This is a genomic window from Kribbella sp. CA-294648 (assembly GCF_050943845.1).
Lineage (GTDB): Bacteria > Actinomycetota > Actinomycetes > Propionibacteriales > Kribbellaceae > Kribbella.
Genome location: NZ_CP191981.1, coordinates 2789546 through 2815562 on the forward strand (window position 1 = coordinate 2789546; position 26017 = coordinate 2815562).

Annotated in this window: 26 protein-coding genes; 13 read left to right on the forward strand and 13 right to left on the reverse strand. The window is 66.7% G+C overall.

Going from position 1 to position 26017, the window contains the following annotated elements; all coding sequences use genetic code 11:
- The first annotated feature begins 90 nt into the window (after nucleotides 1-90).
- From ACQPYM_RS13485 to ACQPYM_RS13500, 4 genes are read left to right on the forward strand one after another with little or no spacing between them, the layout of a single operon-like run.
- On the forward strand, nucleotides 91-513 hold the full coding sequence (locus ACQPYM_RS13485; RefSeq protein ID WP_433020136.1) for an acyl-CoA thioesterase: 423 nt from the start codon (nucleotides 91-93) through the stop codon (nucleotides 511-513).
- Nucleotides 510-929 carry an acyl-CoA thioesterase gene (locus ACQPYM_RS13490; RefSeq protein WP_433020139.1) on the forward strand — a complete coding sequence of 140 codons (420 nt, stop codon included), beginning with the start codon at nucleotides 510-512 and terminating at the stop codon, nucleotides 927-929. The genes ACQPYM_RS13485 and ACQPYM_RS13490 overlap by 4 nt, the downstream gene beginning before the upstream one ends.
- Nucleotides 930-942: 13 nt before the next feature.
- Complete coding sequence (locus ACQPYM_RS13495; protein ID WP_360281737.1) at nucleotides 943-1362, forward strand: globin; 420 nt, start codon at nucleotides 943-945, stop codon at nucleotides 1360-1362.
- Nucleotides 1363-1384: 22 nt separating this feature from the next.
- Nucleotides 1385-1816 carry an OsmC family protein gene (locus ACQPYM_RS13500; RefSeq protein ID WP_433020143.1) on the forward strand — a complete coding sequence of 144 codons (432 nt, stop codon included), beginning with the start codon at nucleotides 1385-1387 and terminating at the stop codon, nucleotides 1814-1816.
- A 398-nt stretch (nucleotides 1817-2214) separates the two neighbouring features.
- Here the strand turns inward: ACQPYM_RS13500 and ACQPYM_RS13505 are convergent, their stop codons facing one another.
- The 6 genes from ACQPYM_RS13505 to ACQPYM_RS13530 all read right to left on the reverse strand — a co-directional run bounded on the left by ACQPYM_RS13505 (nucleotide 2215) and on the right by ACQPYM_RS13530 (nucleotide 6644).
- Nucleotides 2215-3258, reverse strand: a complete 1044-nt coding sequence (locus tag ACQPYM_RS13505) for a protein-L-isoaspartate O-methyltransferase family protein (protein WP_433020146.1) — start codon at nucleotides 3256-3258, stop codon at nucleotides 2215-2217.
- Nucleotides 3259-3280: 22 nt separating this feature from the next.
- Nucleotides 3281-3712: a lasso peptide biosynthesis B2 protein gene (locus tag ACQPYM_RS13510; RefSeq protein ID WP_433020149.1), complete on the reverse strand. Its 432-nt coding sequence runs from the start codon at nucleotides 3710-3712 to the stop codon at nucleotides 3281-3283.
- Nucleotides 3706-4011 (reverse strand): hypothetical protein, encoded by a 306-nt coding sequence (locus tag ACQPYM_RS13515; protein WP_433020152.1) that lies wholly within the window; start codon nucleotides 4009-4011, stop codon nucleotides 3706-3708. Before ACQPYM_RS13515 ends, ACQPYM_RS13510 begins: the two co-directional genes overlap by 7 nt.
- Complete coding sequence (locus ACQPYM_RS13520; protein ID WP_433020155.1) at nucleotides 4004-5815, reverse strand: albusnodin/ikarugamycin family macrolactam cyclase; 1812 nt, start codon at nucleotides 5813-5815, stop codon at nucleotides 4004-4006. The genes ACQPYM_RS13515 and ACQPYM_RS13520 overlap by 8 nt, the downstream gene beginning before the upstream one ends.
- A gap of 362 nt (nucleotides 5816-6177) precedes the next feature.
- Nucleotides 6178-6375 (reverse strand): hypothetical protein, encoded by a 198-nt coding sequence (locus ACQPYM_RS13525; protein ID WP_433020158.1) that lies wholly within the window; start codon nucleotides 6373-6375, stop codon nucleotides 6178-6180.
- Between the two features lie 71 nt (nucleotides 6376-6446).
- On the reverse strand, nucleotides 6447-6644 hold the full coding sequence (locus ACQPYM_RS13530) for a hypothetical protein (protein ID WP_433020160.1): 198 nt from the start codon (nucleotides 6642-6644) through the stop codon (nucleotides 6447-6449).
- Nucleotides 6645-6716: 72 nt separating this feature from the next.
- Between ACQPYM_RS13530 and ACQPYM_RS13535 the strand changes: the two genes are divergently transcribed.
- Nucleotides 6717-7913 carry a helix-turn-helix domain-containing protein gene (locus ACQPYM_RS13535; RefSeq protein ID WP_433020163.1) on the forward strand — a complete coding sequence of 399 codons (1197 nt, stop codon included), beginning with the start codon at nucleotides 6717-6719 and terminating at the stop codon, nucleotides 7911-7913.
- Nucleotides 7914-8003: 90 nt separating this feature from the next.
- Here the strand turns inward: ACQPYM_RS13535 and ACQPYM_RS13540 are convergent, their stop codons facing one another.
- The 3 genes from ACQPYM_RS13540 to ACQPYM_RS13550 form a co-directional block, all read right to left on the reverse strand.
- On the reverse strand, nucleotides 8004-8582 hold the full coding sequence (locus tag ACQPYM_RS13540) for a hypothetical protein (RefSeq protein WP_433020166.1): 579 nt from the start codon (nucleotides 8580-8582) through the stop codon (nucleotides 8004-8006).
- A 113-nt stretch (nucleotides 8583-8695) separates the two neighbouring features.
- Nucleotides 8696-9843 (reverse strand): IS3 family transposase gene (locus ACQPYM_RS13545; RefSeq protein WP_433003220.1). Its coding sequence is split into 2 segments (ribosomal slippage): nucleotides 8696-9573 and nucleotides 9573-9843, totalling 1149 coding nucleotides; the frame shifts between segments, so codons are not numbered across the junction.
- 39 nt (nucleotides 9844-9882) lie between these two features.
- Nucleotides 9883-10269, reverse strand: coding sequence for a type IV toxin-antitoxin system AbiEi family antitoxin domain-containing protein (locus tag ACQPYM_RS13550; RefSeq protein ID WP_433020169.1), 387 nt, complete (start codon nucleotides 10267-10269; stop codon nucleotides 9883-9885).
- 160 nt (nucleotides 10270-10429) lie between these two features.
- Here ACQPYM_RS13550 and ACQPYM_RS13555 point away from each other — a divergent pair, with 160 nt between their 5' ends.
- Together ACQPYM_RS13555 and ACQPYM_RS13560 are read left to right on the forward strand one after the other, a co-directional pair.
- Nucleotides 10430-11380, forward strand: a complete 951-nt coding sequence (locus tag ACQPYM_RS13555) for a hypothetical protein (protein WP_433020172.1) — start codon at nucleotides 10430-10432, stop codon at nucleotides 11378-11380.
- 25 nt (nucleotides 11381-11405) lie between these two features.
- A complete protein-coding gene (locus ACQPYM_RS13560) occupies nucleotides 11406-11963 on the forward strand; it encodes a chloramphenicol phosphotransferase CPT family protein (RefSeq protein ID WP_433020175.1) in 558 nt (185 codons plus the stop codon).
- Nucleotides 11964-11972: 9 nt separating this feature from the next.
- On the opposite strand, the gene ACQPYM_RS13565 is transcribed toward ACQPYM_RS13560, so the two are convergent.
- Both ACQPYM_RS13565 and ACQPYM_RS13570 read right to left on the reverse strand, forming a co-directional pair.
- Nucleotides 11973-12992, reverse strand: a complete 1020-nt coding sequence (locus tag ACQPYM_RS13565; RefSeq protein WP_433020178.1) for an ArsR/SmtB family transcription factor — start codon at nucleotides 12990-12992, stop codon at nucleotides 11973-11975.
- Between the two features lie 336 nt (nucleotides 12993-13328).
- Nucleotides 13329-14501, reverse strand: a complete 1173-nt coding sequence (locus ACQPYM_RS13570; protein ID WP_433020181.1) for a serine hydrolase domain-containing protein — start codon at nucleotides 14499-14501, stop codon at nucleotides 13329-13331.
- Nucleotides 14502-15931: 1430 nt separating this feature from the next.
- On the opposite strand from ACQPYM_RS13570, the gene ACQPYM_RS13575 reads away from it, so the two are divergent.
- Together ACQPYM_RS13575 and ACQPYM_RS13580 are read left to right on the forward strand one after the other, a co-directional pair.
- Nucleotides 15932-16807 carry a hypothetical protein gene (locus ACQPYM_RS13575; RefSeq protein WP_433020184.1) on the forward strand — a complete coding sequence of 292 codons (876 nt, stop codon included), beginning with the start codon at nucleotides 15932-15934 and terminating at the stop codon, nucleotides 16805-16807.
- 52 nt (nucleotides 16808-16859) lie between these two features.
- Nucleotides 16860-17645, forward strand: coding sequence for a hypothetical protein (locus tag ACQPYM_RS13580; protein ID WP_433020187.1), 786 nt, complete (start codon nucleotides 16860-16862; stop codon nucleotides 17643-17645).
- Between the two features lie 827 nt (nucleotides 17646-18472).
- On the opposite strand, the gene ACQPYM_RS13585 is transcribed toward ACQPYM_RS13580, so the two are convergent.
- Nucleotides 18473-19261, reverse strand: a complete 789-nt coding sequence (locus ACQPYM_RS13585) for a mechanosensitive ion channel family protein (protein WP_433020190.1) — start codon at nucleotides 19259-19261, stop codon at nucleotides 18473-18475.
- Nucleotides 19262-19396: 135 nt separating this feature from the next.
- Here ACQPYM_RS13585 and ACQPYM_RS13590 point away from each other — a divergent pair, with 135 nt between their 5' ends.
- Both ACQPYM_RS13590 and ACQPYM_RS13595 read left to right on the forward strand, forming a co-directional pair.
- Nucleotides 19397-20485 (forward strand): hypothetical protein, encoded by a 1089-nt coding sequence (locus ACQPYM_RS13590; protein ID WP_433020193.1) that lies wholly within the window; start codon nucleotides 19397-19399, stop codon nucleotides 20483-20485.
- Nucleotides 20482-21426, forward strand: a complete 945-nt coding sequence (locus ACQPYM_RS13595; protein WP_433020196.1) for an FAD-dependent oxidoreductase — start codon at nucleotides 20482-20484, stop codon at nucleotides 21424-21426. The genes ACQPYM_RS13590 and ACQPYM_RS13595 overlap by 4 nt, the downstream gene beginning before the upstream one ends.
- On the opposite strand, the gene ACQPYM_RS13600 is transcribed toward ACQPYM_RS13595, so the two are convergent.
- Nucleotides 21410-22897: a glycerophosphodiester phosphodiesterase gene (locus tag ACQPYM_RS13600; protein ID WP_433020199.1), complete on the reverse strand. Its 1488-nt coding sequence runs from the start codon at nucleotides 22895-22897 to the stop codon at nucleotides 21410-21412. The genes ACQPYM_RS13595 and ACQPYM_RS13600 overlap by 17 nt on opposite strands.
- A gap of 243 nt (nucleotides 22898-23140) precedes the next feature.
- Here ACQPYM_RS13600 and malQ point away from each other — a divergent pair, with 243 nt between their 5' ends.
- Both malQ and ACQPYM_RS13610 read left to right on the forward strand, forming a co-directional pair.
- On the forward strand, nucleotides 23141-25258 hold the full coding sequence (gene malQ / locus ACQPYM_RS13605; protein ID WP_433020202.1) for a 4-alpha-glucanotransferase: 2118 nt from the start codon (nucleotides 23141-23143) through the stop codon (nucleotides 25256-25258).
- A gap of 129 nt (nucleotides 25259-25387) precedes the next feature.
- Nucleotides 25388-25984, forward strand: a complete 597-nt coding sequence (locus ACQPYM_RS13610) for a lytic polysaccharide monooxygenase auxiliary activity family 9 protein (protein ID WP_433020205.1) — start codon at nucleotides 25388-25390, stop codon at nucleotides 25982-25984.
- Nucleotides 25985-26017: the final 33 nt, after the last annotated feature.

The window sequence follows — 26017 nt, forward strand, 5'->3', positions numbered from 1 at the left end:
CCGCCTGCTCCCTACTGCTCGGTTCGTATCCGGGATGACATTACCCACGTTCGGTCACGGCGGGTGTGGTCAGGATGGGATGATCGCCGTGTGGATGATCACAACCGGCACGTTTACCAGTGTCCGCTCCGCTGGGGCGACATGGATGCGCTGGGCCACGTCAACAACGGCCGGTACGTCGACTACCTGCAGGACGCGCGCGTCGACTTCCTGTTCCGGACCGCCAAGGACCTCGGCGCGGACAACCTGGAGACCGGGCTGCTGGTCGCCCGGCACGAGGTGCAGTACCGGCGGCCGCTGGTCTTCCGTCCCGAGCCGGTCCAGATCGAGCTGTGGATCAGCGAGATCAAGGCGGCCTCGTTCGTGGTCGACTACGAGATCCTCGACCCCTCACCGCGGGTGACCTACGTGGAGGCGCGGACCCGGCTGGTCCCGTTCGATTTCGCCGCCAACCGGCTGCGCCGGATCACCCCGGTCGAGCGGGCGGCGCTGGAGAAACTGGTGGGCTCGTGACCTTCAGTCATCCCGTCCTGGTCCGCTGGTCCGACATCGACTCCTACGACCACGTCAACAACGTCCGGTACTTCGACTATCTCCAGGAGGCCCGGATCGCGTTCCTGGCCCAGATCGTCGGGACCGGCGCCGACTACTTCGCGCAGTACCCGTGTGTCCTGGTCAGCCAGACCGTCGACTACCTGCGCCCGATCCTGCTCCGGCATCCGCCGTACGACGTGGACGTCTGGGTCGAGGCAGTCGGCAGTACGTCGTACACGCTGGGCTCGCGGATCGTCGATCGCACCGGCGAGACCGAGGACGTGTACGCGAAAGCGGTCTCCGTGATCGTCGCGGTGGACGGCCGGACGCACGCTAAGCGGAAGCTGTTCGCGGCCGAACGGGAAGCCCTTGTCCGGCACGTTGCGGCGGCTTGAGACACTGGAGACGATGAGCGAGCCGAAGAGTTTCTACGACGCCGTGGGCGGGGCCGAGACGTTCCACCGGTTGGTGGCAGCCTTCTACCGCGGAGTCGCCGCCGACCCGGAGCTGCGCCCGATGTACCCGGAGGAAGACCTCGGCCCGGCCGAGGAGCGCTTCCGGATGTTCCTCGAGCAGTATTGGGGTGGACCACGGACCTACTCCGAGCAGCGCGGGCATCCCCGGCTGCGGATGCGGCACCACCCGTTCGCCGTCACCCCGAGCGCCCGGGACCGCTGGCTCGGTCACATGCGCGCCGCGCTCGACGAACTCGGGCTGGAGCCGGACCGCGACCAGGAGATCTGGACGTACATGGTGATGGCCGCGCACAGCATGGTGAACACCGACGAACCGACCTACCCCGGCACGATCGACGTGTCCGGCACCTGACTGCTGAGGAGAAACAAAGAGCATGGCTGCAATTCGCACCGCCAAGGCCCACTGGGAAGGCTCGCTGCTGGAGGGGGCCGGCCAGGTCAACCTCGAGTCGTCCGGCCTCGGCTCCTTCGACGTAACCTGGGCCGCCCGCACCGAGGACGCCGCCAGCGGCCGGACCAGCCCGGAAGAGCTGATCGCCGCCGCCCACTCGAGCTGCTTCAACATGGCGCTGTCCAACGTCCTGGCCAAGGCCGGCAACGCGCCCGAGTCCCTGGACACGACGGCCGCTGTGACCTTCGTACCGGGCAAGGGCATCACCGGCAGCAAGCTTTCGGTCAACGGCAAGGTTCCTGGGCTCACCGCCGACGAGTTCGCCCAGTTCGCCGAGGACGCCAAGAAGAACTGCCCGGTCTCCCAGGCCCTCACCGGCACCGAGATCACCCTGGACGTCACCTTCACGGCCTGACGTTTTCGTACTTTCCGGCGCTGGCCTCCTGTGGGGGGTTGGCGCCGGAAGTGTTTTTGCACCCACCCGTACTCATGTCGCGGGTTGGAGCGTTGTGCCCACCCGGACCTCTTGGGTGGTGGACCGCCGGTGCTGGCTGACTCGCGTTGCGTCGTACGGGCTGGCGTTTGGCCCCACCCGTGCTCCCGTCGCGGGTTGGCGCGTTGTGCCCACCCGAACCCGCTGGGGATGGAGCGTTCAGTGCTGCCGACCTCGCGTTCCGTTGGGGCGCGCTGGCGTGTGGCCCCGTACTGGTTTCCGGGAGTGGCGCCGTTGCAACCCTCGAACCTGTCCTTTTCGCGCGGCCGGGGTGTGTGGAGATCAGGCTCAACAGACCTCCTGGACGTCTGAAGAAGGCTCTAGATGCGCGCTGTCACAAGCCACCCGTCAATGTGGGCAGTGAGGTCCGCTTGGACAGCATCCAGGCCCGGCCTATCCGCGTCGTACCACTCCTTGATGACGTCCCTCAGCTTCGCGACTGCCGGTGAGTCCTCACGGTTTCCGAGCAACTGCCCTTCGGCTGTGAGGACGGCGGCGTTGTTCCCACTGCTGAAGCCGATGGCGGTCACCCAGTCCGGCTCGCCGGTGCCGAAGGCAGTGAGGTTCGACCGCTGCGCACCCTCGCGGCCGACACAGTAGGCGCGGAAATCTCGCCAGCGCGAGGCTTGGTCCCGCTCAAGGTTGCTGAAGACGACCTTTTGCGAGAAGTCCGCGTGCTTGAGCATGGCGAGGGTGTCTGACGGATCGTGCTCTGGGGTGGTGTCGCGCCATGCGACTGACACCCAGGCCGGCGAATCCCCCGCGGTGCACGCATCGACGTAGAACAGCGGGATACCGAGCGTCGTATTGATCTCATCTCCCATGTCGATGTAGACCGCTGGCCCCAACTTCGGGTCGATCGGCGCGGCCTCGTTGTTGACGGTGACGGTGACATGGCCGACTGTCCGCGCCACTGGTGCGATGTAGACAGGTGTTGCGATCCGGCCGCCGGGCGAACATTGCGCAACCCAGGCGGCGGGGATGTGCGTCGGTGTCGCCCATCCGACGATCACGTCATAAGGTCCGTGTTCAGACGCCCCCTGGTGCCCGTCCGCGGTGATCAGCGTGAGGTTTGAGACTCCGCGTTCGGCGTGCAGCTTGCCTGCTCGATCAGTCAGGCTGGGGTCGATGTCGATCGAGACGACGTGTCCGTCCGCTCCAACCATGTCAGCCAGCAAGGCGCCGGTGTAGCCGGTGCCTGTACCGATCTCCATCACCCGCATGCCCGGTTCGATCGCCGCCCTGGCTAGGTCCCTCTCGATGGCGGCCTGAGCGGTCGACTGCGGAACAGATCCCAGCTCGGGGTGATTGGTGTAGTGCTGTCGGGGCACAGCCTGGACAGCGGTAGAAATCAGGTCGGACACGACTTTCCCTTCGGTACAGAATTCAGATTCGGATGGTGACGTGGAACGGGCGGTCTGGGGTCTGCGGCTCGCCGACGGGCTGATAGTCGACTTCGATCCAGGCGTGCGATTGAGCAGGGTTGAAGCGGCATCCGATGCACCAGTCGACACCATGGCCGGTGCAGGCAGCGAGCAGCACGGCAGCCAGTGACGCTTCCATGCAAGCCGATCGGCCGGGGAAGCGGGCCGCCGCCCAGTCCCTTGCACGTAGCACTACCTGTGCGCCATCCCGGGACAGCGGGTGCCGGCCGGTGGCTCGCTTCGTGGTCCGTACGATGGCCAGCGTCGCACGGAGCGGAAGCCACCTGGCCAGAACGGAAGCGATCAGCAGGGCGGGAACCGCTGCAAGTCGGTAGGTTAGTGGGGCGTGCGCCTGGTCCTGGCCCGCCTGCATTGTCATCCTGACGGTCACCATTTCCGTACCCCCGAGCTGGGCTTCAGCAGCAGTCCGCGGTCGCACAGGTCCGCCGTCAGCCGGGCCATGTCGATCCAGACACTGGTGTGCTGAGCGCGATAGTGATTCGCCACGGACTGGGCGGCCAAATGCAGGTTTGCGCCGTCGAGCAGGGCTCGAAGCAGTCGCGCGCCTGCCGGGTTGACTGCGAACCATTTCCCTCTTCTACGGCTGTCGAGGAGCATTGCGCCGTCAGGAGTGATCGTCGCGAAGACGTAGGGCGGCAGCCGGTAGGCGTCTGCGACTTCAAGCTCATCCACGGCTTGTCACCCGCGCCCGGAGCCAGGTGCTGCGACTGGGCCGCGAACTGTCCTTCTGCAACCACAGCTCGGTAGTGATCAGAGCTTCAACGCTTGCGAACCGTCCAGGAGCGCCAGCAGCGATTCGGCCAAGCTCTCGGCGCGCTGGCCCGAGGTTCAACAGTCCGCTGCTGGCGAGCACTGAGTTGTCCAGCAGCGTTCGCAGAGTGGGCGCGTTGCACCGGACGCCTGCATAAGCATTTCCGTCGTACGAGCCCTTGGTCGGACGCCGCAACAGGAACTCAGGAACCAAGCCTCGGAGGGCGGCCCCGAGCAGTGGCTTTTGAACTGCTGTGGACTGCAACTGACGCGGTTGCACTGACATGCATGCCCGCACCACGCCGTTGTCAACCAGAGGAGCATGCGCAGGAAGCCCAGACGCTTCGAGCTGCGCCGTCAGGCTCGCCTGGTAGGCCCCGAATTCTCTTAGCTCGTTCCATGAGCGCCGGACGCTGACTCCGTTCTCGCTGGGCTCGGCCTTTTCCGCTCCAAGGTGGGCCCGTGTTGCGAGTTCCTGGCGGGCTTCGTCTGACAGCCACGCCACCAGCGCCAGCGGCGAGTACCAGTTCAGCGCGACGCCCCGCCTTCGGTCATTTGCCGGGATCGGATGTTCGATCATCTCGGCCAGCCTGAGGAGTGCGCCACGATGATCGACCCGCGATAGCCGTACTGCTTCCTTGACAACCTTGGATGTTGACCACTGGCGAAGCCTCGCGCGGGCTGAGGCGTGACGCATCAGGACTGGCACCGAGCCTGGGCGTACCAAGTCGGCCAGATAGGTCGAGGGCGCCGTCAAGACGGCATCTCCGCCCGAGCCGGTCAGATGGAGATCTGTGCCTCGCTCGAGTACCTGCGCATGGAATGCCTGGCGCATCGACCACCGGGCGGCGTCGCTGAACGGCTGGTCACTGCGCGGAGTTTCGACAAGTCGATCGAAGAACAGGCTTTGCTCTGCCTTGGTGACGACCAGGTGCTCTACGTTCTCTTGCTCAGCCGCCTTGGTCGCGTAGGTGATGTCGTCGTTGCGGCACGCTGGATCATCGCGGGTGACCGCTAGCACGCTCTTTCCCGCTCGCGCGGCCAGCAGCGCCAGACTGGTCGAATCAAGCCCGCCAGAGAAGTCCGCCGACAGCCGATCAACAGATTGCACTCGGGCGTCGATCGCGGTGACTAGAGCGTGGCGCAGATTCTGGGCAGCCTCACCGAAGGATGCGTCAGCCAACTCAGGCTCGTACTGCGCTACGCGGGCATGGTGCCCTGCGGTGATCACCAACACATGACCGCCTGGGAGTCGTTGAACCCGCTCGTAGGTGGTTTCACTGCCCGTGATGTCTGGGACAGTCGGACACGTCATCCGTGCCACGACTGCCATCAGGTCCAGGGGTGTGCCGGTAAGTTCGGCCAGTGGCCCTGCCTCCGTAGCCCAGGCCATCGTGCCTTGATGAGGGGTGAAGAACACCGGCCTGGCTCCAGCCACGTCGGTGATCACAGCGTGCGTCTCGCCGTTGTCGGCAACAGCCCAGTACGAGCCCGGCCACACGGTCAGCTCACGCCAACTCTCTTGGCGCACGGCGTCCAGGCCGGCGACCAATTCAATGTCGCTCGCGTAGCAGTTCCCAGCGACCAGCAGACGACAGCCGGTCTGGTCGCCGACCACCCGCCATCTGTCGGTCGGGGCATCGACCACCCAGACAGCACGCTCCCCGTCCCATGCGGCAGCACCGTCCCGCGGCGCAGCATCAACGACGTTTCCAGCGATCCACATGCCACCCTCCCTTAACGGAGGGTGGCGGCCCCAGGGAAGGGCCGCCACCGCACCGGGACAACTACTCGAAGTACCGACCCTGGTCCTGACTGTCCTCGGCGTACTTGCCGAGGGTTACCTCCGACGTTTCACCCAGCTCGATCAGCTCGGGCGTCATGTACTGCTCTGCCTCGTTCGTCATGTCATCCACCTCCTCTCCTCGATCAGTTGGATACCGCCTGGCGTGCGCCTGGCTCGCCCGCAGGCGCACCCCAGTCGGTGGGGGGAGTCCTCGACCTCGGGGTCGAGGACCCCCGCTATTGGTGACCGAACCGGTACGGCGCAGGGATCACTCCGCCCGAGTGAGGAGCGTGCCGGTCCCGTCAGTTCTGGGGCCCGTGCCAGCCACGGAGAGCATCCGGCGGCTTCGGCGGGTATATCCAGTTGTGCTCTCCGAGCTGCTTCCAGCGCACTTCCCGACCCCGAATCCCGAGGCGTCGCATCATGTGGACCCTGAGCAGAAGCGTGTAGATGTAGGTCTCAGCCAAGCTGTTTGGAGCTACGTACTCCTCGATGAGCATTTCGCCGAGCCTGAGTTGGATCTCCCAGCGATCAGGTTCACTCATCGGTCCATGGAGACATCAGCCTGAGGTCACCCACCGGCATCGACCCCCTCGCCGATCGGGTCCCCAGCGAGGTCCCGTTCGGCCCGCAGGTATGACCCGAAGGCCCACCAGTGCTCAGGTGGGCAGCGACGGATGTAGTCCGCCAGCTCGTCCTCGGTCAGAGCTTCCTGTGTGCTCAGCGCCCGAGACCTAATCCGCCCCGATGCGGTTGCTGTCTGTGCCATAGCGGGGACGCTACGCCACCGATTTGAGATAAAGTTTCCTAGCAGGCAACCCGGTCAGGTACCGTTATCTGCATGGACAACGACCTCCCGAACATTGGCCAGGAGATCCGCCGTCTACGCAAGTGGCGCAACCTGACTCTTGAACAGCTGGCCGGTCTTGCGGGTCTCTCGAAGGGTTACCTGTCCAAGATCGAAAACGGTAACGCAGCTCTCGACAAGCGCACCACAATCAAGTCCATCGCGGATGCCCTCCACGTCAGTCTCTCCGATCTTGTCGGAGATCACTTTCTGATGGAGGCTTCGGATGGCGCAGTGCTTGGTTCGGTGCCCGACATCCGCATCGCGCTGCTGTCCACCGGGCTTGACGGACCCAGCCTGCCCCCGAGCCGCGAGATGCTGGAGCTCAATGCCGAGACGCAGCAGCTTGCCGAGTGGCGCCAGCTTTGCAAGGACCTAGAAGTCGGGCGAGCGCTCCCCCGACTCATCACAGACCTGCACTCGTCTGCCGCCAATGGCGGCAAGGACCGGGTAGCAGCCCTCCGCAACATCGTGCAAGCGACCCACACCACGACCCTCTTCCTCAAGAGCCTCGGAGCGGTCGACCTCGCGTGGGTGGCCGCCGATCGCGGACACCAAGCCGCCATCCTGCTAGACGATCCGCTCTTTATCGCAGCGTCGGAGTTCGCCCGCTCGCAGGCGTTGATCGGCCTTGGGGCATACCAGCGTGCCGATGTGCTTGCTCAGCACGCAGCCGGCCTGCTGACGCCGAAGACCGAAGCGGATTTCGAGATCTACGGAACGTCGGTGATCACCACCGCCTTCACAGCCCAGATCCGAGGCGATGACCCCGAAGAGGCGATCCGCGAAGCCATGTCCGCAGCCGAGCGCACTGGCGGCACGAACGCGTTCTGGATGAACTTCTCGCGCACCAACGTGAACCAGTGGCGCATGTCCATCGCCTTGGAGGCCGACGACCCGGTCAAGGCCGCCGAGGTCGCACGAGAGATCCGCCCCAACGACATCCCGGCAAAGTCGCGACGAGTCGCGTTCTTCATCGACCATGCCCGCGCGCTCCATGCCCTACGGGGGAAAGACGCCGAGGTTGTCAGCTTGTTGCGCAAGGCAGACAAGCTTGGTCCGACGAGGACGCGCAACAACGTGTGGGCCAGGGAGATCGTCAGCGAGTTGGTGCTCCGGGCTCGTCGCGATTCCGGGGGCGTCGAACTGCGGACCCTCGCCGACCGTATGGGCCTCCTTTCGCCGCTCTGATTTCACGCAAAGAGCCCCGGCCAGCCGTCCCTACGAGGGGCTCAGGGCCAATGGGCTACTGCTAGAGCACCTGCCCGGGAGCGTGCGGCCTTAGCTCAACCCTTCGATCCGCTCGAAGATGTCGGCGTCGGTCTCTCGCTGCCAAGCTGGCAGGTCGTTCCAGTCAGCGACATAACTTGGCTTGGGATCCGGGATGTGACGGTAAATCTGCGCAATCCAGCACAGCGCAACAAACCGTCCCTTCTGTTCGCGGCTGAGTTTGCTTGTACTTCCCTCTGAGACCTCGACAAACGCCCGCACCTGGTCGTAGACGGCCGCGGCACTCTCCCGCTCCCAATCCGGGGTGTCCTCCCACGGCGCGACGTAGCCGGGCTTTGGCTCTCCGGGGTAGTGCTTCGTGACGCCGGCAATCCAGGCCTCGCGGAAGATGCGGCCTTGTTCGTTCGACAACGGTTCTACTCCTTTGGGTGGGTTGTATCCGGCTGTCTTCAGCAGGGCGAGGAGCAACGCTGTGCCGTCTGGAGATCCGAAGCGGTTGGCCGCTGGCTCGAGTGCTTTGGCGAGGGCGGTCGATTTGACGTGTGGAGTGGTGACCGCACCGCGGACTGCTTCGGCGAGGTGGTCGAAATCGGTGCCGTTGGTGGCCAGGTCGCCGATGGTGCGGGCCACGGTGGTCACAGGGAGCCCGTTGGCCCAGGTGATGTCTTCATCCGGCAGGTCGCGCTTGCGGTACCGGGTGTCGGGACTGCCCCGGGTTTAGTTGACTCGCGGGGTTGGGTGGTTCAGGCCGCGTGTGCGGCAGGTTGAATCATCTCAAACTCGATAGGTGTGAGCTTGTTGAGGCGGCGTTGCCGGCGCCTGCGGTGGTAGCTGGTTTCGATCCAGGACACGATCGCGAGTCTGAGTTCTTGGCGGCTGGTCCAGCGTTGCCGGTCGAGGACGTTCTTCTGGAGGAGGGCGAAGAAGGATTCCATCGCGGCGTTGTCGCCGCAGGCTCCGACTCTGCCCATCGACCCGCGCAGTGAGTGGGCTTTGAGGACCCGGACGTATTTCGTGGACCGAAACTGGCTGCCGCGGTCGCTGTGGACGATGAGCCCGGCTGCAGGTGTGCGCAGAGCGATCGCGTTGCGCAGGGCCGTAACGGCCAGGGACGCTTTCATGCGCGAGCCGATGGAGTAGCCGACGATCCGGTTGGAGTAGACGTCCTTGACCGCGCACAGATACAGCTTGCCCTCGGCGGTGGCGTGTTCGGTGATGTCGGTCAGCCAGACCAGGTTCGGTGAGGGCGCGGTGAATACCTTCTTCACGTGGTCGTCGTGGACCGGCGGGCCGGCCTTGCGGTTCAGTCCGCGTTTCTTGGCGTGGATCGACCAGATCCGTTCCTGGCTGCATAACCTCGCGACCCGGTTCTCGCTTACCTTGTGGCCTTGGTCGGTGAGTTCGTCGGCGATGAACCGGTACCCGAACGCAGGGTCGTCGGCGTGGATGTCGCGGGCCGCGTTGATCAGAAAGGCGTTGTCGAAATCTCTTTGTGTGACAGGATTCTTGCGCCACTTATAGAAGGCTTGCTTGGAGAAGCCGAGCACCCGGCAGGTCACCGTGACGGGGATACCGTCGACGGCCAGATCGAGGACCAGCGGGTACATCATTTTGGGTTGATGTCGCGGGCGAAGTAGGCCGCGGCTCGGCGCAGGATCTCGTTCTCCTGTTCCAGCTGCCGGACCCGCTTCCTGGCCTCCCGCAGTTCGTCGGACTCGTTCTGGGACGCTCCGGACCGGTTCCCGTCTTCGATATCGGCCAGCTTCAGCCAGCGCCGCAGGCACGACGGTGAGATCCCGAAGTCCTTCGCGATCTGGCTGACCGGCGCCTCACCTTTCCGGGCCAGAGCGACCACATCGCGACGGAACTCCTCAGGCAACGCTTTCGGCATGACAGACATCCTTCCAGCAAGGACCGAAGTCCTCACAGATCAGGAGTCAACCGAACCGGGGGCAGACCCGTCTGGTTGCGTGGTCTGTCGGCGTACTGCGGTGGTGAACTCGTACTTCGAGGGCAGCAGATCACCGAGTCTGTGCACGGTTGCGGCGGATTCGCCGGACGCAACGGCCAGCGGCTGGTTTCCCGCCGGGCGGCTGCCGGTGGCAAGCCAGGCTGCGCGTAGGCCTCGCAGTGGTCCGGTGTCGGCGGAAGGAAGCGCATAGACGCCATGGCGTAGCCACTGGACGGTGCCACGGTCGGTGAGACGGGACAGGTGCATCTTGGACACGCCTGCTTTGGTCGCTTGCTTCGCGGTCACCAGGCCCCACTGGCTGGAACCAAGAAGTTCCAGCGACTCCAAAACATTCACAGCACGCATCCACACTCACCTCCTCGGAGCTTCAATAGTCCCAACTGAACGTTACTTCTGAAGCTCTGTGCGACCTCGAAAGGTCGTCACTCGTGGGTCCGGGATCAACGCTGCGTCGTGCGTGCGCTGACCCTGGTGGTTCGGTTGGTGGGCGACTTAGTGTGGCGAGATGGAGGAGCAGTTGCGGGGGATCGCTGGGGTGTTGGAGCGTGTGCCGGCGCTTGATGGTGGGCTCACGTGGGACGGTGATGCGCGGTCGGTGGTGGTTCGGTTGGTGGGGGCGGTCGACGGGGCGTCTGCTGAGGTGGAGCGGGTCAAGGCAGCTGTTCTGGCCGTGGCTGAGGGGGTGACGGTGGAGTTCGAGTCGGTGCGGTATTCGCGGGTTGAGTTGGAGCAGTTGGTCGATGAGCTCTTCCAGAACCCCGACCTTGCCGGCGTCGGTGGTGGCTGGGATTGCTCTGCGAATCGGGTCCTGGTTGTGGTTCCGCTCGGGAACGATGACACGGAGACTTTGCTCGAGCGGGTCCGGGCGCTCGACGACGACCGGATCCTGCTGCGGACCTTCACTCCGGCCCACCCTCGCTGGGAGACCCAAGCGACCGCCTCACCGGATCTGGCAGTCGTTCGGCAGTGGGTCGAGCGCAATCCGGAGGCGCACGCCAGGCTCACCGAGACTGTCGAGCACGGTGGTGACCGGGTGGTTTTGGTGGTCAGCATTCCGGCTCATGAGGAGATGGTGCGGGCGCGGAGCGAGATCCTGCCGCTTGTGCGGTTTCCCGAGTTGCTGCGTTTCAGACGATGGCAGCCGTCGGAGCAGGAAACCGAGTGGACGCTGCAATGGGTGCTGGGCCTCATGCGTCGGCAGGAGGAGCTCGGGTTGCCGACCCACGTCACGTCGACCTGGCCGGACTCGGAGTCCGGGCTGATCATGATCACGCTTGACCGCGTCGATCCCGCCTATGCCGCCGAACTCGAGGCCCGCGGCAACGGACTGACTGTTGTCCGGCCCACCCCGGAGAACTCTGTGTCGCTGGCGGTCGGGCGCGCTTGGTCGCACGAAGACCGCGTCCCAGCTGCGGAGAGCCCGACGTGGGTCACGGTGGAGAAGGCGCAGGTCTGAGTCCCGCCGTTGTTAGGGTCGTGGTGTGGAGCCGGGGCGGGTTGTTTTGTTGAACGGGGCATCTAGTTCCGGCAAGAGTTCCATCGGGCGGGCGTTGTTGCCGTTGCTGGCGGATCCGTGGTTCTTCGTGCCGGTTGATGCGCTGGGGGCGATGCGGTCGACGGTGCATTCTCGGGTCCTGACGGAGGCCGAGGTTGGTGAGATGTTGCGGCGGACACGGCTGGGTTATCACCGGGCCGTGGCGGCTCTTGTCTCGGTCGGGAACGACGTCATCATGGACTATCCGCTCAGCGAGCGATGGCGACTGGATGACCTGCTCGACGTACTGGACGGGTACGACGTCACGCTCGTCGAGGTCCGTTGTGCGCCGGAGGAACTGGAACGGCGTGAGCGTGCCCGTGGAGACAGGCCGGCCGGATTGGCCTTGTCGCAGACGGTTTTTGAGCACGAAGAGCACGACATCGCCGTCGATACCACCTTCACCAGTCCCGAGGCTTGTGCGCGGATGATCGCCGAAGCGCTCCCCACCGTGCGCACACCGAAGGCCTTCGACCGGCTGCGCAGTCGCAGGGGATCGGCCTGAGGTCGAGGGTCAGGCGTCGGTGGGACGCGGGGCGCGGAGGAGTGCTGCGCCGGCCGGGGTGATGGAGTGGACCGATCGGCGGCTGCGGTCGGTGGTGATCAGGCCGCATTCCCGGAGTACGCGAGTGTGCTCGCTGACCGCGCCGGCTGTGATGCCGCAGCGGGTGGCGAGGTCGGAGGTGGAGGCGCTTCGCAACGCGACCTGAATCAGTACTGCGGCACGTTTGCGACCCAGCAGTTGTTCGAGGTGCTGGCTCTGGGGCGTCCCGCCTGCGACCTCCCTCTGATTGTTCGGGACAACCAGAAGGCCGGGCCGCCGGTGTTCGCTGTCGTGAAAGAAGTGGACCTTGGTCGCGAAGCTGGACGGCGCGATGATGATGCCCCGACCGCCGGCCGGACTCGGGGTGTCGATCGGCGGGGCGGTGGGGGAGTCGACGGTGATCACCGGATGGTGCCAGCGGATGGTGTGGTGCAGATTGCTCAGAAGCTGTTTGACTCCGCCGCCAGCCAGGTCGCGAGTCCGGGCGTCGAGGTAGGCCTGCGCCGAGGCGTGGTCTGCCGCGTCACGATCAGCGATACCGGCCTTGTGCAGCAGGGCCAAGCCCGTCAAGAGATCTGCCCGTGGTCGAGGGTCGGCTTCCGTGAGCTGTTCAGTCCACCGCGGGACGGGCCTTTGGAGATGGGGCCTGGTGGCTATCGCATGGGCGATCAGCGACAGCTCGAGCTTGTAGTACGCCGGTCCGAGGGCGCTGACCCGCTCGATGCCTTCGTCCCAGCTGCCGGCGCCCACAGTCGGTAGGCACAAGTCGACAAGGGTGTACGGCGGCGCCTGCACCTCCATGACCCGCCGTACCTGGCCAAGTCGTGCGACCAGTGGCGCGACCCGCTTGCGCCAGCGGACGTGGTGTTTCGTGACGGATTCGGGCGGCCGCGCCTGCAAGGTCCAGGCCGCGAGCACTGTTTCCGTCATCGCGCCCGGCAGCATCAACCGGATATCGGTGAGGTCGTCAATGTCCAGGCTGATTTGCATTCTGCCTCCCTCCCCAGGGCGAGGCATCAAGGCTAGCCAGCAGCCGGGCCAATACCTGATGGGTCCGGCCATTTGCCGGGATTTTGGCTGCAGCTGAATTCGCCGTCGAGCCGCACTGCGTGTCCATAGATTCGCGGCCTGATTCGTGCTTGTTGACCGAAGCACATTCCTGACCTGGAGGCTCGATGGAAACTGACGAACCGTACGTCGGCGAGTTGGTGCTGGCTCGCGACGCGGAGGACCGGTAGCCCGGCGCGGGGTGAGGACGGAGTCGCAGTACTCCGGACATGCCGAAGCGGCGGCCGCTGGTGGGGCGGCCGCCGCTTGACGGGTGGGTTACTTGCTGGCGAGGTATGCCTGGACCAGGACGGAGCAGGAGTAGGTGTCGTTGAGGTGCTGGCTGTTGTAGAGGACGCTGGCCTCGACGCCGCCGGGGAACTTGGCGTGGCAGCTGTTGATTTCACCGCCGGCCGTCAGTTGGCCGCCGTGCCAGTACATGCCCTCCCGGTTCGTACCGTTCGACTCCTTCTTCCAGCCGAGGTTGCCGGAGTCCATCTGCCGGCGCACGTTGGCCGAGACGATCGTGCCGTGGGCGAGATGTGCCTGCCAGCGGACCAGGTCCATGGCCGACAGGTGCAGTCCACGGTGACCGGCGCACTGCTCGAAGCCTGCGCCGGCGAGCTGGAAGAGATGGCCGCCTGCTGCGACGTTGTTCAGGTTGTAGCCGAGAGCGGCGGTGGCCGGGCTCACCGCAGTACAGGTGGTGGGGGCGATGCCGGCCGGCACCAGCAGGTGTTCGTTCATGTACTCGAGCGCCCAGGGACCGGAGTTGGTGGCGTTGACCGTCGGTACGCCGCGGTTCGGGTCGACCTGTCGCCACAGAGCCGGGATCGTCAGCCGCAGCATGGCGTAGTTCATGTTGTCGTACTGACCCTTCAAGGGGTCCGTGGTGAGCTCGGGCTTCACGGCCTTGCTCACCGCGAAGCGCAGGCCGGCGTACGACTTGTTGTACTTCGCGGCGTCGGCTGCGGACAGCGAGAGTTTCGTCTGGTTCATGCCGGAGGTGTGCGCCAGCAGGTGACGGAAGGTCACGCCGTTCCAGCTGGCGTGTGCCTCCTGCTGGAAGATGATTGGCAGGTAGGGCTTCACCGGGCTGTCGACGCTGTACTTCTTGGCTTCCAGCAGCTTGAGTACCGCGGCCGCGGTGAACGTCTTGGTGGCACTCGCGATGTCGAACCGGGTGCTGGTGGTGAAGTTGACGTCGCCGTCCGGCCCGGTGCGGGCCTTACCGGCTTTGCCGGACTTGGCGTACTGGCCGTTCTTGGCGATCGCGTAGGCGAACCCGGTCGTCTTGCCGGCGAGTGCCTTCTCGATCGCCGTACCCATGGCGGCGGTGTCGACGGCCGGATCCTCGATGATGTTGGCGGAAGCGGTCGCGGCGGTGGCCGCGCCGGCGGCAAACAGTGCGGCGGTGACCGCCACTGCGGCGATGGTGCGCTGAACGAACATTGATCTCTCTCCCCAAGTCCCCGGCTCCGGATCACCCGGCGCCCCTTGAGAAGAACTCTGTCGGTTGAACCACCCCCACGCATGAGGGATCACCCCTCATCTCGGTTTCCTGGGGGGTGGAGTGCTTTGCACCCACCCGTACTCACATCGCGGGCTGGAGCGTCGTGCCCACCCGAACCTCAGGAGGTGAAGTGCGCTGGCCTGTCGGACCCGCCGGTGGTGCGGGGGCGCTGGCGCCCGGCCTCGCTCGTGTCGCGGGTCGGGACGTGCGTCGCGTCCTCGCTCATGTCTCGGGGCTGCCCCAAAGGCCATGACGACCGACGGCGGATGGTCGCCGGCGCGGTTGGTGCGATGGGAGTCGGTGACACACCTGCGCGGTCCGCCTCTTTGGTCGGGTAGGCACAACGCGCTGACACGAGTACGGGTGGGGCTGGGTCAGACCAGGCGGTGCCTGAGCGTAGACGAGCTGACGGTGGACGTGTATTGGCGCCTACCCGTGCTCATATCGCGGGGCTGGAGCATCCTGCCACCTGAACCTCCGGAGGTGGAGCGCGCAGGCGTATCGGACCGGCAGTGGGTTGGTGCTAGTGCTGCGTCTAGCAACGTTGGGAAGGTAATCGTGTGCTGAGGGCGTCTGGACGACAGGTCTTGCGGGTGGGTACGACAGCAGCTGGATCCGCAGCCAGGGCCCCGACCAGGCCAGGCTGCCGGCCCGCGAGCAGCGAGCCGGTCAACGGCGACGACGCCGTCGTGAACCGGCCGGGCCCCCGAAACCCACGGATCCCCACCGCATCAATGCCGCCCTGGACGACCCACCGCTGAACGTGGCGAGTCTCGCGAGCAATCCAGATTGATGGACTGAAGCTCCGTTCTGCCCACGCCCCCGGGGCGGGCCTGCCGGCGACCTTGTGCGTGACCTTGTGCGTGACCTGAGCATTCCACCGTGCTCCAGACGCTCAGCCCGTGCACAAAGCCGGCATAGGGCCGGACCCGGCCGGGCCCGACCCCTCCCCGAACCGTCGACTGCCCGCTCCCACCGATCCGGGGAGGATCTTCTCCCCACACCGGTAGCACGATCCTCCCCAAGTCCGGCGAAAATGCTCCCCGAACCAGTCCAGGGCGAACTGCCGCCCTCCACCCGGCCGCAGGACCTGACCTCCAGCAGACACCAGCCGACCTGATTACCTCCCCAACGTTGCTAGACGAGGCACTAGCTCGAGGCCAGCCGGTCGGTGCGATGCCAGCCCCCCGGCGCGAGGCGGGCCGACCGGTGCAACGCGTGCGCTGGGCCCGACGCGTCGCCGTACAAGGTTCGAATGGGCTCCGACCGTTGCTCGCGGTACGGGCGGAGTACGGGCAGTGGCTTGCGGGGGTTGGCTCGCAGAATTCGCTGCGTCCGAACTCTGCATCCCTTGGAGGATCTTTCCCTCATGCGTAAATCCATCGTGGCCGCCGCGACGGCGTTGACCGCTGTTGCGGCCGGCCTAGTCGTGACGGTGAACGCTCGCCCGGCAACGGCCGCCCTTGGCGATGTCCCGGCGGACTGCCACGTCTCCGCGTCGGCGTACCGCTCCGATGGCCATCGACTCAGCTACGGCTACGCCGCGAAGAAGCCGAGCACCAAGGCGTTCCCCGGCGACATGCTCGGCTGGGTGCCGACCGGACTCGTGACGTTCGCCGAGATCGGTGACGCCACCTTCCGGTCGAACGTCAGTCTGGCCACCCACCCGACCGACGGGCACATCTACACGGTGGACCGCACCGCCAGCCTGGTCGACGGGGTCTGGAAGATCACCAAGCACAAGGTGACGCGCGTCAAGTCCGGGTTCGCGGGCACCCGGTTCATCACGATGGCGTGGCCCTATGTCTATCGTGCCGCGGGCACCTCGCTGTACCGCTACAAGTTCGCGTACTCCGATGGCAAGCCCACGCTCTCGGCGCCGGTGCAGATCCCCGGCACCGCTTGGGGCAACGTCCGCACCTTGTCGTACCAGCGCAGCGCGGCGACGGGCAACGCCGACATACTGCTCGGCACCAAGGCCAACGGAGAACTCAAGGAATGGCGGATCGACTACGCCACCCCGGCAAAGCTGAGCTCGAAGGTGCTCAAGGCGAGTGGCTGGGCCTCCTTCGCCAGCGTCGGCACGGGCTACTGCGACGCGCACCCCAAAGCCCGGGTCCTCCTCGGGATCAAGGCCGACGGCTCAGCCTCGGTCCACTTCGACGCCAACAGAACCGACGGCCTGGGGACCGACATCAAAGGCGGCTCCCTCGGCGCCCTCGGCTGGACCGAAAAGACCTACTGACGACTACTCTTCGGAGTTCGATCCGGTCAGTTGAGTGAAGAGGTGGGCGTGCGTGGGGGATGACAGCGGTAGCCGTGCGGAGTCCGCTGAGGACTCCGGGTCCGCGAAGTCGCGCCGCTGGTTGAAGTGGATCGTCGGCGGCGCGGGTGCCATCACCATGTTCATGCTGACGCCGCTGGCCGAGCCGGTTCGTACGGCGTTCGTCGCGGTCGTCGGTCCGGGGATCAGCGATCTGGTGAACCGGGGTACTGAGGCGGCCGGCGTCGACGCGGTCCGGGTCGAGCCGATGTACACCGTGGAAACCAGCACGCAGGCCGTGTCGACCGCGATCGTGGCTGGATCGCCGTCGCCGCAGGACGGCTGCCGGGCCGGTGACTGGCTGCGGAAGAACGGCGGCGTGCCGATCTTCACCGACATCGTCGTAGCGGTCAGTTCGCCGCGCTCCGACGTGTCGCTGGTCGACGTCAACCTGAAGTACACGAAGGCGAAGTCGACGGCGAAGTCGGTGAGCCGCTGCATCGAAGGTGGACCCAGCGAGGGCACGACCGTCAGCTACGTCGTCTCGGAGACAGCGGCGGTGAAGCGCTCGATCGGCGGCGAAGGCGCGGACAGTTCAGGTGACCGGCTGGGTTTGCGGCTGGAGACTGGCCGGCAGTACGAGGTCCACGTGTCGATGGATGTCGAGGGTGGCATCGTGGTCGACTGGACAGCCGAGTTGGCCTTCGACGTGGGCGGCACCAGAACCTTGCACACCTTGCCGAAGGCCAAGACCTCCGGCATCCCGACCGGGGTGAAGACGTTCTCAGCGGAAGCCGGCGTGTGGAGGCCGGTCAGTTGATCGTCGCCGACCACCACCCTGATGGGCTGTGGCTCCGACGAAGCCGCACAGACCCATCGGGTCCGGGATGGGTGCAGTCAGTTGCACCGCCCGACGCGGACCTGCGGGGGTGGAAGCGCGCACGCATACTGCACCCGGATCCGCGTGGCCAGCCGTCTTCCCACGAGAGTATGTGCCTACCGACAGGATGTAGTCGGTGGCGAGCCGACTCGTCACGCTCAGGGACCGGTTGAGCAGTGGCAAAACCGGCACTACCTCCTGTCGGTGGGCACACACTCCCGCGGGAGGACGCGGAGGCGCGACCCAACCCCAGCGACGTTCACCCTCGGCAGGCTCGGGTGGGTGCGACGCGCAACCCCGCGATGCGAGCAGGGTGGGTACCACGCGTCGCACGACGCGATCCGGGTGCGGTTCGCCTGCGGGTCCCCACCCCAGAGGTTCGGGTGGGGGCGACGCGCTAGCTGTGATGTCCAGGGAGGTTGGCCCGCCTTGTGGCGGTGAGTCGGTGTGACAGGTGAAGGCCTCCGGTTGTGAAGTGGAGCTGTCTAAGGAACCGCTTCACCAAACCGGAGGCCTTCGTGTCCCACGTTAACGCGACTCTGACCCCACGCAGCCGCACGGCGCGATCCGGGTGCCGATCGCCTGCGCGCTCCACCCCAAGAGGTTCGGGTGGGCACGACGCTCCAGCCCGCGACACGTGCAGGGGTGGGTGCCCACACGGTCGCACCGTGCGACGCGGGTGCCGATCGCCTGTGCGCTTCACCCCAAGAGGTTCGGGTGGGTGCGACACTCCAGCCCGCGTCACGGGCAGGGGTGGGGAATGCGCGCTAGTCGCGAGGTTCGTGGCCGCCTGTGGTGGCTCGGGCGGGAGGTTCCGGGAGGGGGCGGGTTTCGGTGCGGGTGACGGTTTCGTCGGAGGAGGGGGTTTCGAGGTGGGTGACTCCGTCGGCGGCTTCTGCGGCGCTGCCTACGCCGGTGGTGGACGTGGCCGGGGCGTCGGGGTCGCGCGTCGTGAGGTTGCCGACCCGGAGGACTTCGCCGTTGCGGACGTACCAGGTGGTGCCGTCTTCGCCGCGTAGACGGGTGACTCGGAGGCCGACGGCTTCGACCACGCCGGTGGCTTTTTCCATGTCGACCAGGTCGCCGACGCCGTACTGGTCTTCGAAGATCATGAAGACGCCGGCCAGGAAGTCCTTGACCAGGGTTTGGGCGCCGAAGCCGAGCGCTACGCCGATGATGCTGGCGGAGGCGACCACGGGCAGAATGTTGAAGCCGAGTTCGGCCAGCACCATCACGACCAGGATGGCGGTCAGGATGATGGTGACCGTGCTGCAGAGCAGGGAGGCGATCGTCTGGGCGCGCTGGGCGCGGCGTTCGCTGTTCAGGGTTTGTTCGACGAACTCCTGGCCGCGCTTGGACTTGGCCAGGACGCCGGCCACGGCGCCGTTGCCGGTGCGCTTGGCGAACCGGCGGATTCCCTTGTGCAGCAGCCAGCGGATCACGAAGAAACCGATGATCAGGCCGGCGATCCGGGCCGGGACCATGATGATCTGGTCCGTCACCTCCAACTGGCCGTCGTTGCCTCGGCGGAAGAAGGTCGGGAAGGTGTCCGGCACGGAAAACAGGGGGTGACTGAGCAGGGACACGGGGTAACTGAGCAGAATAGGCATCTCGCCGCCCTACTGTAGTGATCGCCGCCCGGATCTCTGCAATCCCCGAACCTTCAGATTTGCGAGGAGGAGCACACGGATATGCCGAGCCGGCTGGATGACGAGCTGACCAGGCTGGTGTCCGCGGGTGTCCTGCGCCCCTACCAAGCCCAGGCACTCCGCTCAGCCGCCGAGGCGGACGCCGGAACAGGCGCCAAAGCAGGCGCCGGAGCAGGCGCCGGAGCAGGCACCGCCTCAGATGCAGCTGGTGCCAGTACGTCGCAACCCGCCACCGCTGGCCGCCCGAGCAACCACCAGCCGAGCCCACAGCCTCAGCCGCCGAAGAGCGAACAACGCCGGGTGCCACCCACCGCAGCTCACTCGTCAGCGCTGACCGAGGTCCTGGGATACATCGGCGGCGCGCTCCTGCTGGGCGCAGTAGCCCTGCTCACGGTCGCGAACTGGGGCGAGATGGGCCGAGCCGCCCGGATCAGCACAGGGACGACCGCAGCGGTGGTCCTCCTCGGTACTGCGGCCCTGCTAGCCCTAGTAGGCCGACGGGAACAGCTGAGTTCTGCGCTGGCCTCGCTCGGTTGCTGTGTCGCCGGGTTCGCCACGTACGTCGCGATCGAAGGCGAGACCGGCCGGATCGCCGGGGTCGCGGTGGCCCTCGTGCTGGCGGTGCTCGGCGTGTGGTGGCTGGCAGGGTCTTCGTTGCTAGTGGCAACATTCGCGATCCTGGCCGTCGGTGTGCTGGTGATCACCGCGGACGTCCTGACTCCGGACACCTCGTCGGCCAATCCGGCCGGGATCGCCGGTACCGGCTTCATCCTGGTGGCGTTCGTGATGGCCGTGACCGGTCTGGTCCGCGATCAGGTGACCGCGTGGTCACTGGCCGGAGCCGCGATGTTCAGCTCGTCGGTCTGCTGGCTCATCCAGGAACGCGGTGAGGTGATGGCTCTCGTGGTCGGTACTGCGGGCCCGGCCGCGCTCCTGTTCGCCTACAGTCGCCGCCATGCGTCGGCCTACGCCGTGGTCGGCTGCTCGATCCTGCTGGTCATCTGGCCGATCTCCCTCTACCAGCTGACCAACAACGTGGCCGGTGTGGCTATCGGCCTGGTGATAGCCAGTACTGCGCTCCTGGTGGCCGTCCTGCTCCTGACCCGTCGCCAGAGAAGACTGGTCAGATGAGAGTCGTCGTGCTCGGCGCAGGGATCTCCGGCCTGTCTACTGCCACCCTGCTCAGACAGCGCGGCGACGACGTGATCCTGGTCAGCGCACACGCCACCGAAGCAACCACCTCCCACCTGGCGGCAGCAGTGTGGTTCCCGACCTCTGCCGGCCCTGCAGACAAGGTCGCAAGCTGGGGCAGCACCACGTACGACGTACTGGCGGCTGAGGCAGCCCGTGGGGTGCCAGGCGTCGTCATGCGCGAGTCACTGGTCGTGTACCGCCAGGAGCCTGGCCCGCAGCCCTGGGCGGGTGCTGTCGGCGACGTGCGCCCCGCTAGCCCTGACGAGCTCCCACCCGGCTACACCCACGGCCTGCGCTTCGTGGTGCCGCTGGTCGAGATGCCGACCTACCTGCCGTGGCTCTACCGCCAGTACGTCGACGGAGGCGGCCAGCAGCAGGTACGCCGGGTCAACGGCCTGGGAGACCTCCTGGATCTCGAGCCCGACGTAATCGTGAACTGCGCGGGTCTGGCGGCGGGCGAGCTCGTCGGCGACACCAGCACCTATCCGATCCGCGGCCAGATCGTCAGAGTGGCCAACCCCGGCTTGACCCTGTCGGTGCGAGACGAGACGCACCCGGCCGGCCGTGCCTACATTCACCCGCGGCAGAACGACTGCATCCTCGGCGGCACGCTCGACGCGGGCGTGTGGGACACCACGGTCGACGACGAGACCACCCGGTCGATAGTGAGCCGCTGCAGCGACCTGGTCCCAGCACTGGCGGATGCAGAGATCATCGAGGCACTGGTGGGGCTACGGCCCGGCAGGCCAGAGGTGAGGCTGGAGCGAGACGAGGAGTTGCTGCCCGGAGTACCGGTAGTGCACAACTATGGGCATGGTGGCAGTGGCATCACTCTGGGCTGGGGTTGTGCCGCGGATGCCGTCAAGGCGTGTGGGTGACCTTCAGGTCGCGCAGTACGAGGCTGCCGTCGGTGGACGCACGCCCGATGTGCAGGTAGCCGCCCCGGTACGCCTTGTCCACGACGGTCACCTTCGCCGGCTGGTCGAGACGGTTCCAGGTCAGCGTGGTCGGCGTGACGTCGAGGCGGAACTTCAGCCACTCGCCCCGGAACGCGGGCGCCGTCTTCTTCACCGCCAGCTTGATGCCGGCGGTCTTCCCACGGCGGTGCGCGTAGAGGCCGACTTCGCCGTTCGCCTGCATGATCGCGTGGTAGCCGTTCGAGGCGCCGAGCCGATGTTCGTAGTACGCGTCGTCGGTGTGACCGAAGGCCAGGGTGAGGTTGGCGAGCGGGTCGGTGGGCAGCGCGGCGTACGAGGCCTGGAACTCGACCGAGTACGACGGTGCGGTGATCGGCCCGAGGTTGCCGAGGGTGAGGAAGTGCTGGGTGCCCTTCGCGGCAAGCGCGATGCCGCCACCGCGTGCCCAGGCGATCGCGAACCGGTCGTCATAGGGATCTCTGGTCAGCTCACCCGGCACCACCGCGCCTGAGGCCCACTGGTCCGTGGTGGCCTGCTCGGTCTTGCCCAGCAGGTAGCCGATGTTGGACGTCACCGCGCCGCCGATCCCGAGCGCCGCGTAGTGCGCGACGTCTGCGCGGCGGTGCAGCGGATACGGCCAGATCGGGATGCCGGTCGCGACAGCCGCCTCCACGAGGCGCGTGTCCAGGTACCCGCCGGGGCCGGAGTTCGGTACGACGATCGCGTCCGTGCGCGGCGACAGTTGGCTGGCGACGGCCTGGACCGCCGCGGGCGTCAGCTCCACGGGCGTGGTGAAGTAGGCGAACACGCCGAGCCCGTGCGCCTTCGCCTCGGCGATGCGCTTGCTCCTGAAATAGGTCTTCAGCATCACCGCCGACTCGAGCCGGTACTTCGCGACCATCGCCATCATCGGCGCGTAGGCGCGGTCGTCCTTCGCCTCCACCGCGAGGATCACCCGGCCGCCGTACTTGCGCAGGACGTCCTCGAACAACGGCACCTTGACCTTGGTCTGCGCCCAGCGCGGTCCCAGCCGGGGCACGTCGAGCCAGCCTTTCGCGAGGTCGGCGTACGACGTGGTGCGCAGGTTGCCGGTCAGGCTTGTGGTCCGGTCGAGGGTCGAGTCGTGCATGCAGACCAGTACGTCGTCGGAGGTGATGCCGACGCTGATCTCCATCGCCTGCGCGCCCCAGCCGACCGCGGCGTCGTACGACTCCATGCTGTGCTCGGGGAACAGGTCACCGACACCCCGGTGGGCGATCAGGTAGTTGTCGCCGCGGTCCGCGACCCAGTCGGCGACGCTGTAGTCGCCGGTCACGGGTGCGCTCGCTGCCGGCGTACTGCGGCAGCCCGTGGTCACTGACCCGACCGCCGCTACTCCCAGCAAGCCAAGGGCAGCACGGCGGCTGATGCCGCGCGGCAGCAACTCGTCCATCGTGCCCCCTCACTCCGGCGCAAGTCCCCACTCCGCCGTGCTGTGGCCTGACCGCCTCACTGCCCCCGGCCAGATGCTCCACCGAAGACTAAGGCAGGACGCGGTACTGCGGCAGTCCCCGATGCGCGGTCGTGACGGAACGGAACGGCCAGTGCCGGAGCGCCTGCGAGCAGTGACGTCGCAGGCGGTTCCGGCGCGCGCGGCGTTCGCCCCCGTAGCCCTGGATACGGCAGACTCGCACGCGTGACTGCTCCCACTCCAGCCCTTGTCGAGCTAGCCGTCGCGCACGGAGTGGCGACCGAGTACTGGGACTGGCAAGGCAAACATGTGCTGGTCTCGACCGAGGTCGTCTCCACTGTGCTGGCCGCCCTCGGTGTCGACGCGTCCACTCCTGACCGTGCCGCGGACGCGCTGGCCGAGCACCAGCTGACCCGCTGGCGCCGAACGGTGCCGGCCAGCCTGGTGGTGCGGGAAGGCTGGACGCCCTGGTTCGCAGTACACCTGCCGCACGGCTCGACGGCCGAGGTGTGGGTGGACCTGGAGGACGGCGGTCAGCGCCGCGACATCGTGCAGCAGGACAAGTGGGTCGAGCCCGAGTGGGTCGACGGCGTACAGATCGGCGAGGCGACGTACCAGCTGCCGGGCGATCTGCCGATCGGCTACCACCGGCTGTGCGCGCGCATCGGCAGCAACCCGGAGATCTCGGTCGGCTCGCTGATCGTCACCCCGCAGAAGCTTGAACCCCAGAAGCTGCAACGGACATGGGGCTGGGTGCTTCAGCTGTACTCCGTCCGCTCCCGCAGGTCGTGGGGTATCGGCGACCTGCACGACCTCGCCGACCTGGCCGCCTGGTCCGCCAACGACCTGGGCGCCGGCTTCGTGCTGGTCAACCCGCTGCACGCGGCCGAGACCTCCGGCCGGATGGAGCCCTCGCCGTACCTGCCGGCCTCGCGGCGGTTCGCGAACCCGCTCTACCTGCGCATCGAGGACATCGAGGAGTACGGCGACCTGGCGCCGGCTGAACGCGATCGGGTCCGCACCCTGGCCCTGCAGACGCGAGCACTGAGCGAGGACGCGACCGCGCTGGACCGGGACACCGTCTGGGCCGCCAAGCGCGAGGCCCTGCAACTGCTCTTCGGGGTCCGGCCGTCGATCGGCCGCATCGCGGAGTACGGCGCGTACTGCGACCGCGAAGGCAAAGGGCTGATCGACTTCGCCACCTGGGCCGCGCTCGCGGATGTGCACGGGCCGGAGTGGAGCAAGTGGCCGATGGAACTGCGGGATCCCGCCAGCTCCGAAGTTGTTGCCTTCCGCAACGAAAATCCCGACGCCGTGGAGTTCCACTGCTGGCTGCAGTGGCAGCTCGACGAGCAGCTCGCCCGGACCCAGGCGCGGGCGAAGTCGGCCGGCATGTCGCTCGGCGTCCTGCACGACCTGGCGGTCGGTGTTCATCCCGACGGCGCCGACGCGTGGGCGCTCAAGCGCGTGCTCGCGGAAGGCATCCACGTGGGTGCGCCGCCGGACGCGTTCAACCAGCAGGGCCAGGACTGGTCGCAACCGCCGTGGCGTCCGGACGCGCTCGCCCAGACCGGGTACGCGCCGTGGCGGGATCTCGTCCGGGCGGTGATCCGGCACGGTGGTGGGCTGCGGATCGACCACATCCTCGGGCTGTTCCGCCTGTGGTGGGTCACCTCGCCCGACCGGCCGACCGAAGGCACCTATGTTCGCTACGACCACGAGGCGCTGATCGGCATCCTCGTCCTCGAGGCGTCGCGCGCCGGCGTGGTCGTGGTGGGGGAGGACCTCGGCACGGTCGAGCCCTGGGTACGCGACTACCTCACCGAACGCGGAGTCCTCGGTACGTCGGTCCTGTGGTTCGAGCGCGATGCGAACGGCAACCCGCTGCCGCCGGAGCGCTGGCGCGAACTCTGCCTGGCCACGGTGACGACCCACGACCTGCCACCGACGGCCGGCTATCTCGCGGGGGACCACGTGGAGCTCCGCGACCGTCTCGGTCTGCTGACGCGCCCGGTCGCCGAGGAATTGGCCGTGGACGAGGCCGAACGCGACTCCTGGCTCAACGCGCTGCGCGAGCGACACCTGCTGGGCAACGCGGATGGCGACGTCGAGCGCATCGTCGAGGCACTGCACCGGTACGTCGCGCACACACCGGCCAAGCTGGTCGGGGTTGCCCTGACCGACGCGGTGGGCGAACGGCGTACCCAGAACCAGCCGGGCACGACCGATGAGTACCCGAACTGGCGGGTCCCGCTCGGCGGACCCGACGGGGTGCCCGTGCTGATCGAGGATCTGCCGAACAACCAGCGCCTGCGCCGACTCATCGGCGTACTGCATAGCTAGCAGAAAGTACGCGGCCCGCTACGAACTGTTGACAATAGATTTGAACGGTTGTTATCTATTGTCAACGAAGGCGCCTTCCTTCATTCCCCCACCGCCCCCATTTCCAAGGGAATCAGAAGGAGTGTCCGCATGTTGCGAGCACGGAAACTCAGTGTCGCTGGAGTCGCCGTCGGAGCCTTGGCTCTGACGGTCTCCACGTCCGTTCCGCTGGCCTACGGCCACGGATTCACCACGGCGCCGATCAGCCGCGCCAAGCACTGCCAGAACGGCACGGTCCAGAACTGCGGCCAGATCCAATGGGAGCCGCAGAGCGTCGAGGGCCCGAAAGGGTTCCCGCAGCGCGGCCCGGCCGACGGCAAGCTCTGCTCGGCCGGTCTCTCGCAGTTCAGCCAGTTGGACGACCAGCGCGGTGGCGCCTGGCCGACCACACAGCTCACGTCGGGTCAGAGCTACACCTTCAAATGGCGTCTGACCGCGCCGCACTCCACCACGGACTTCAAGTACTACATCACCAAGCAGGGCTGGAATCAGAGCGTGCCGCTGACCCGGGCGGCGCTCGACCTGACGCCGTTCCTCACCAAGTCGCTGGGTGGCGCGCGACCGCCCGCCGACTCCGCCCACACCGGCACGGTGCCGGCCCGTACCGGCAGGCACATGATCCTGGCGGTCTGGACGATCGCCGACACGGCCAACGCGTTCTACCAATGCTCCGACGTACGGTTCTGATCGCGTAGTACCTGATCTGCCGCGCTCGTTCCG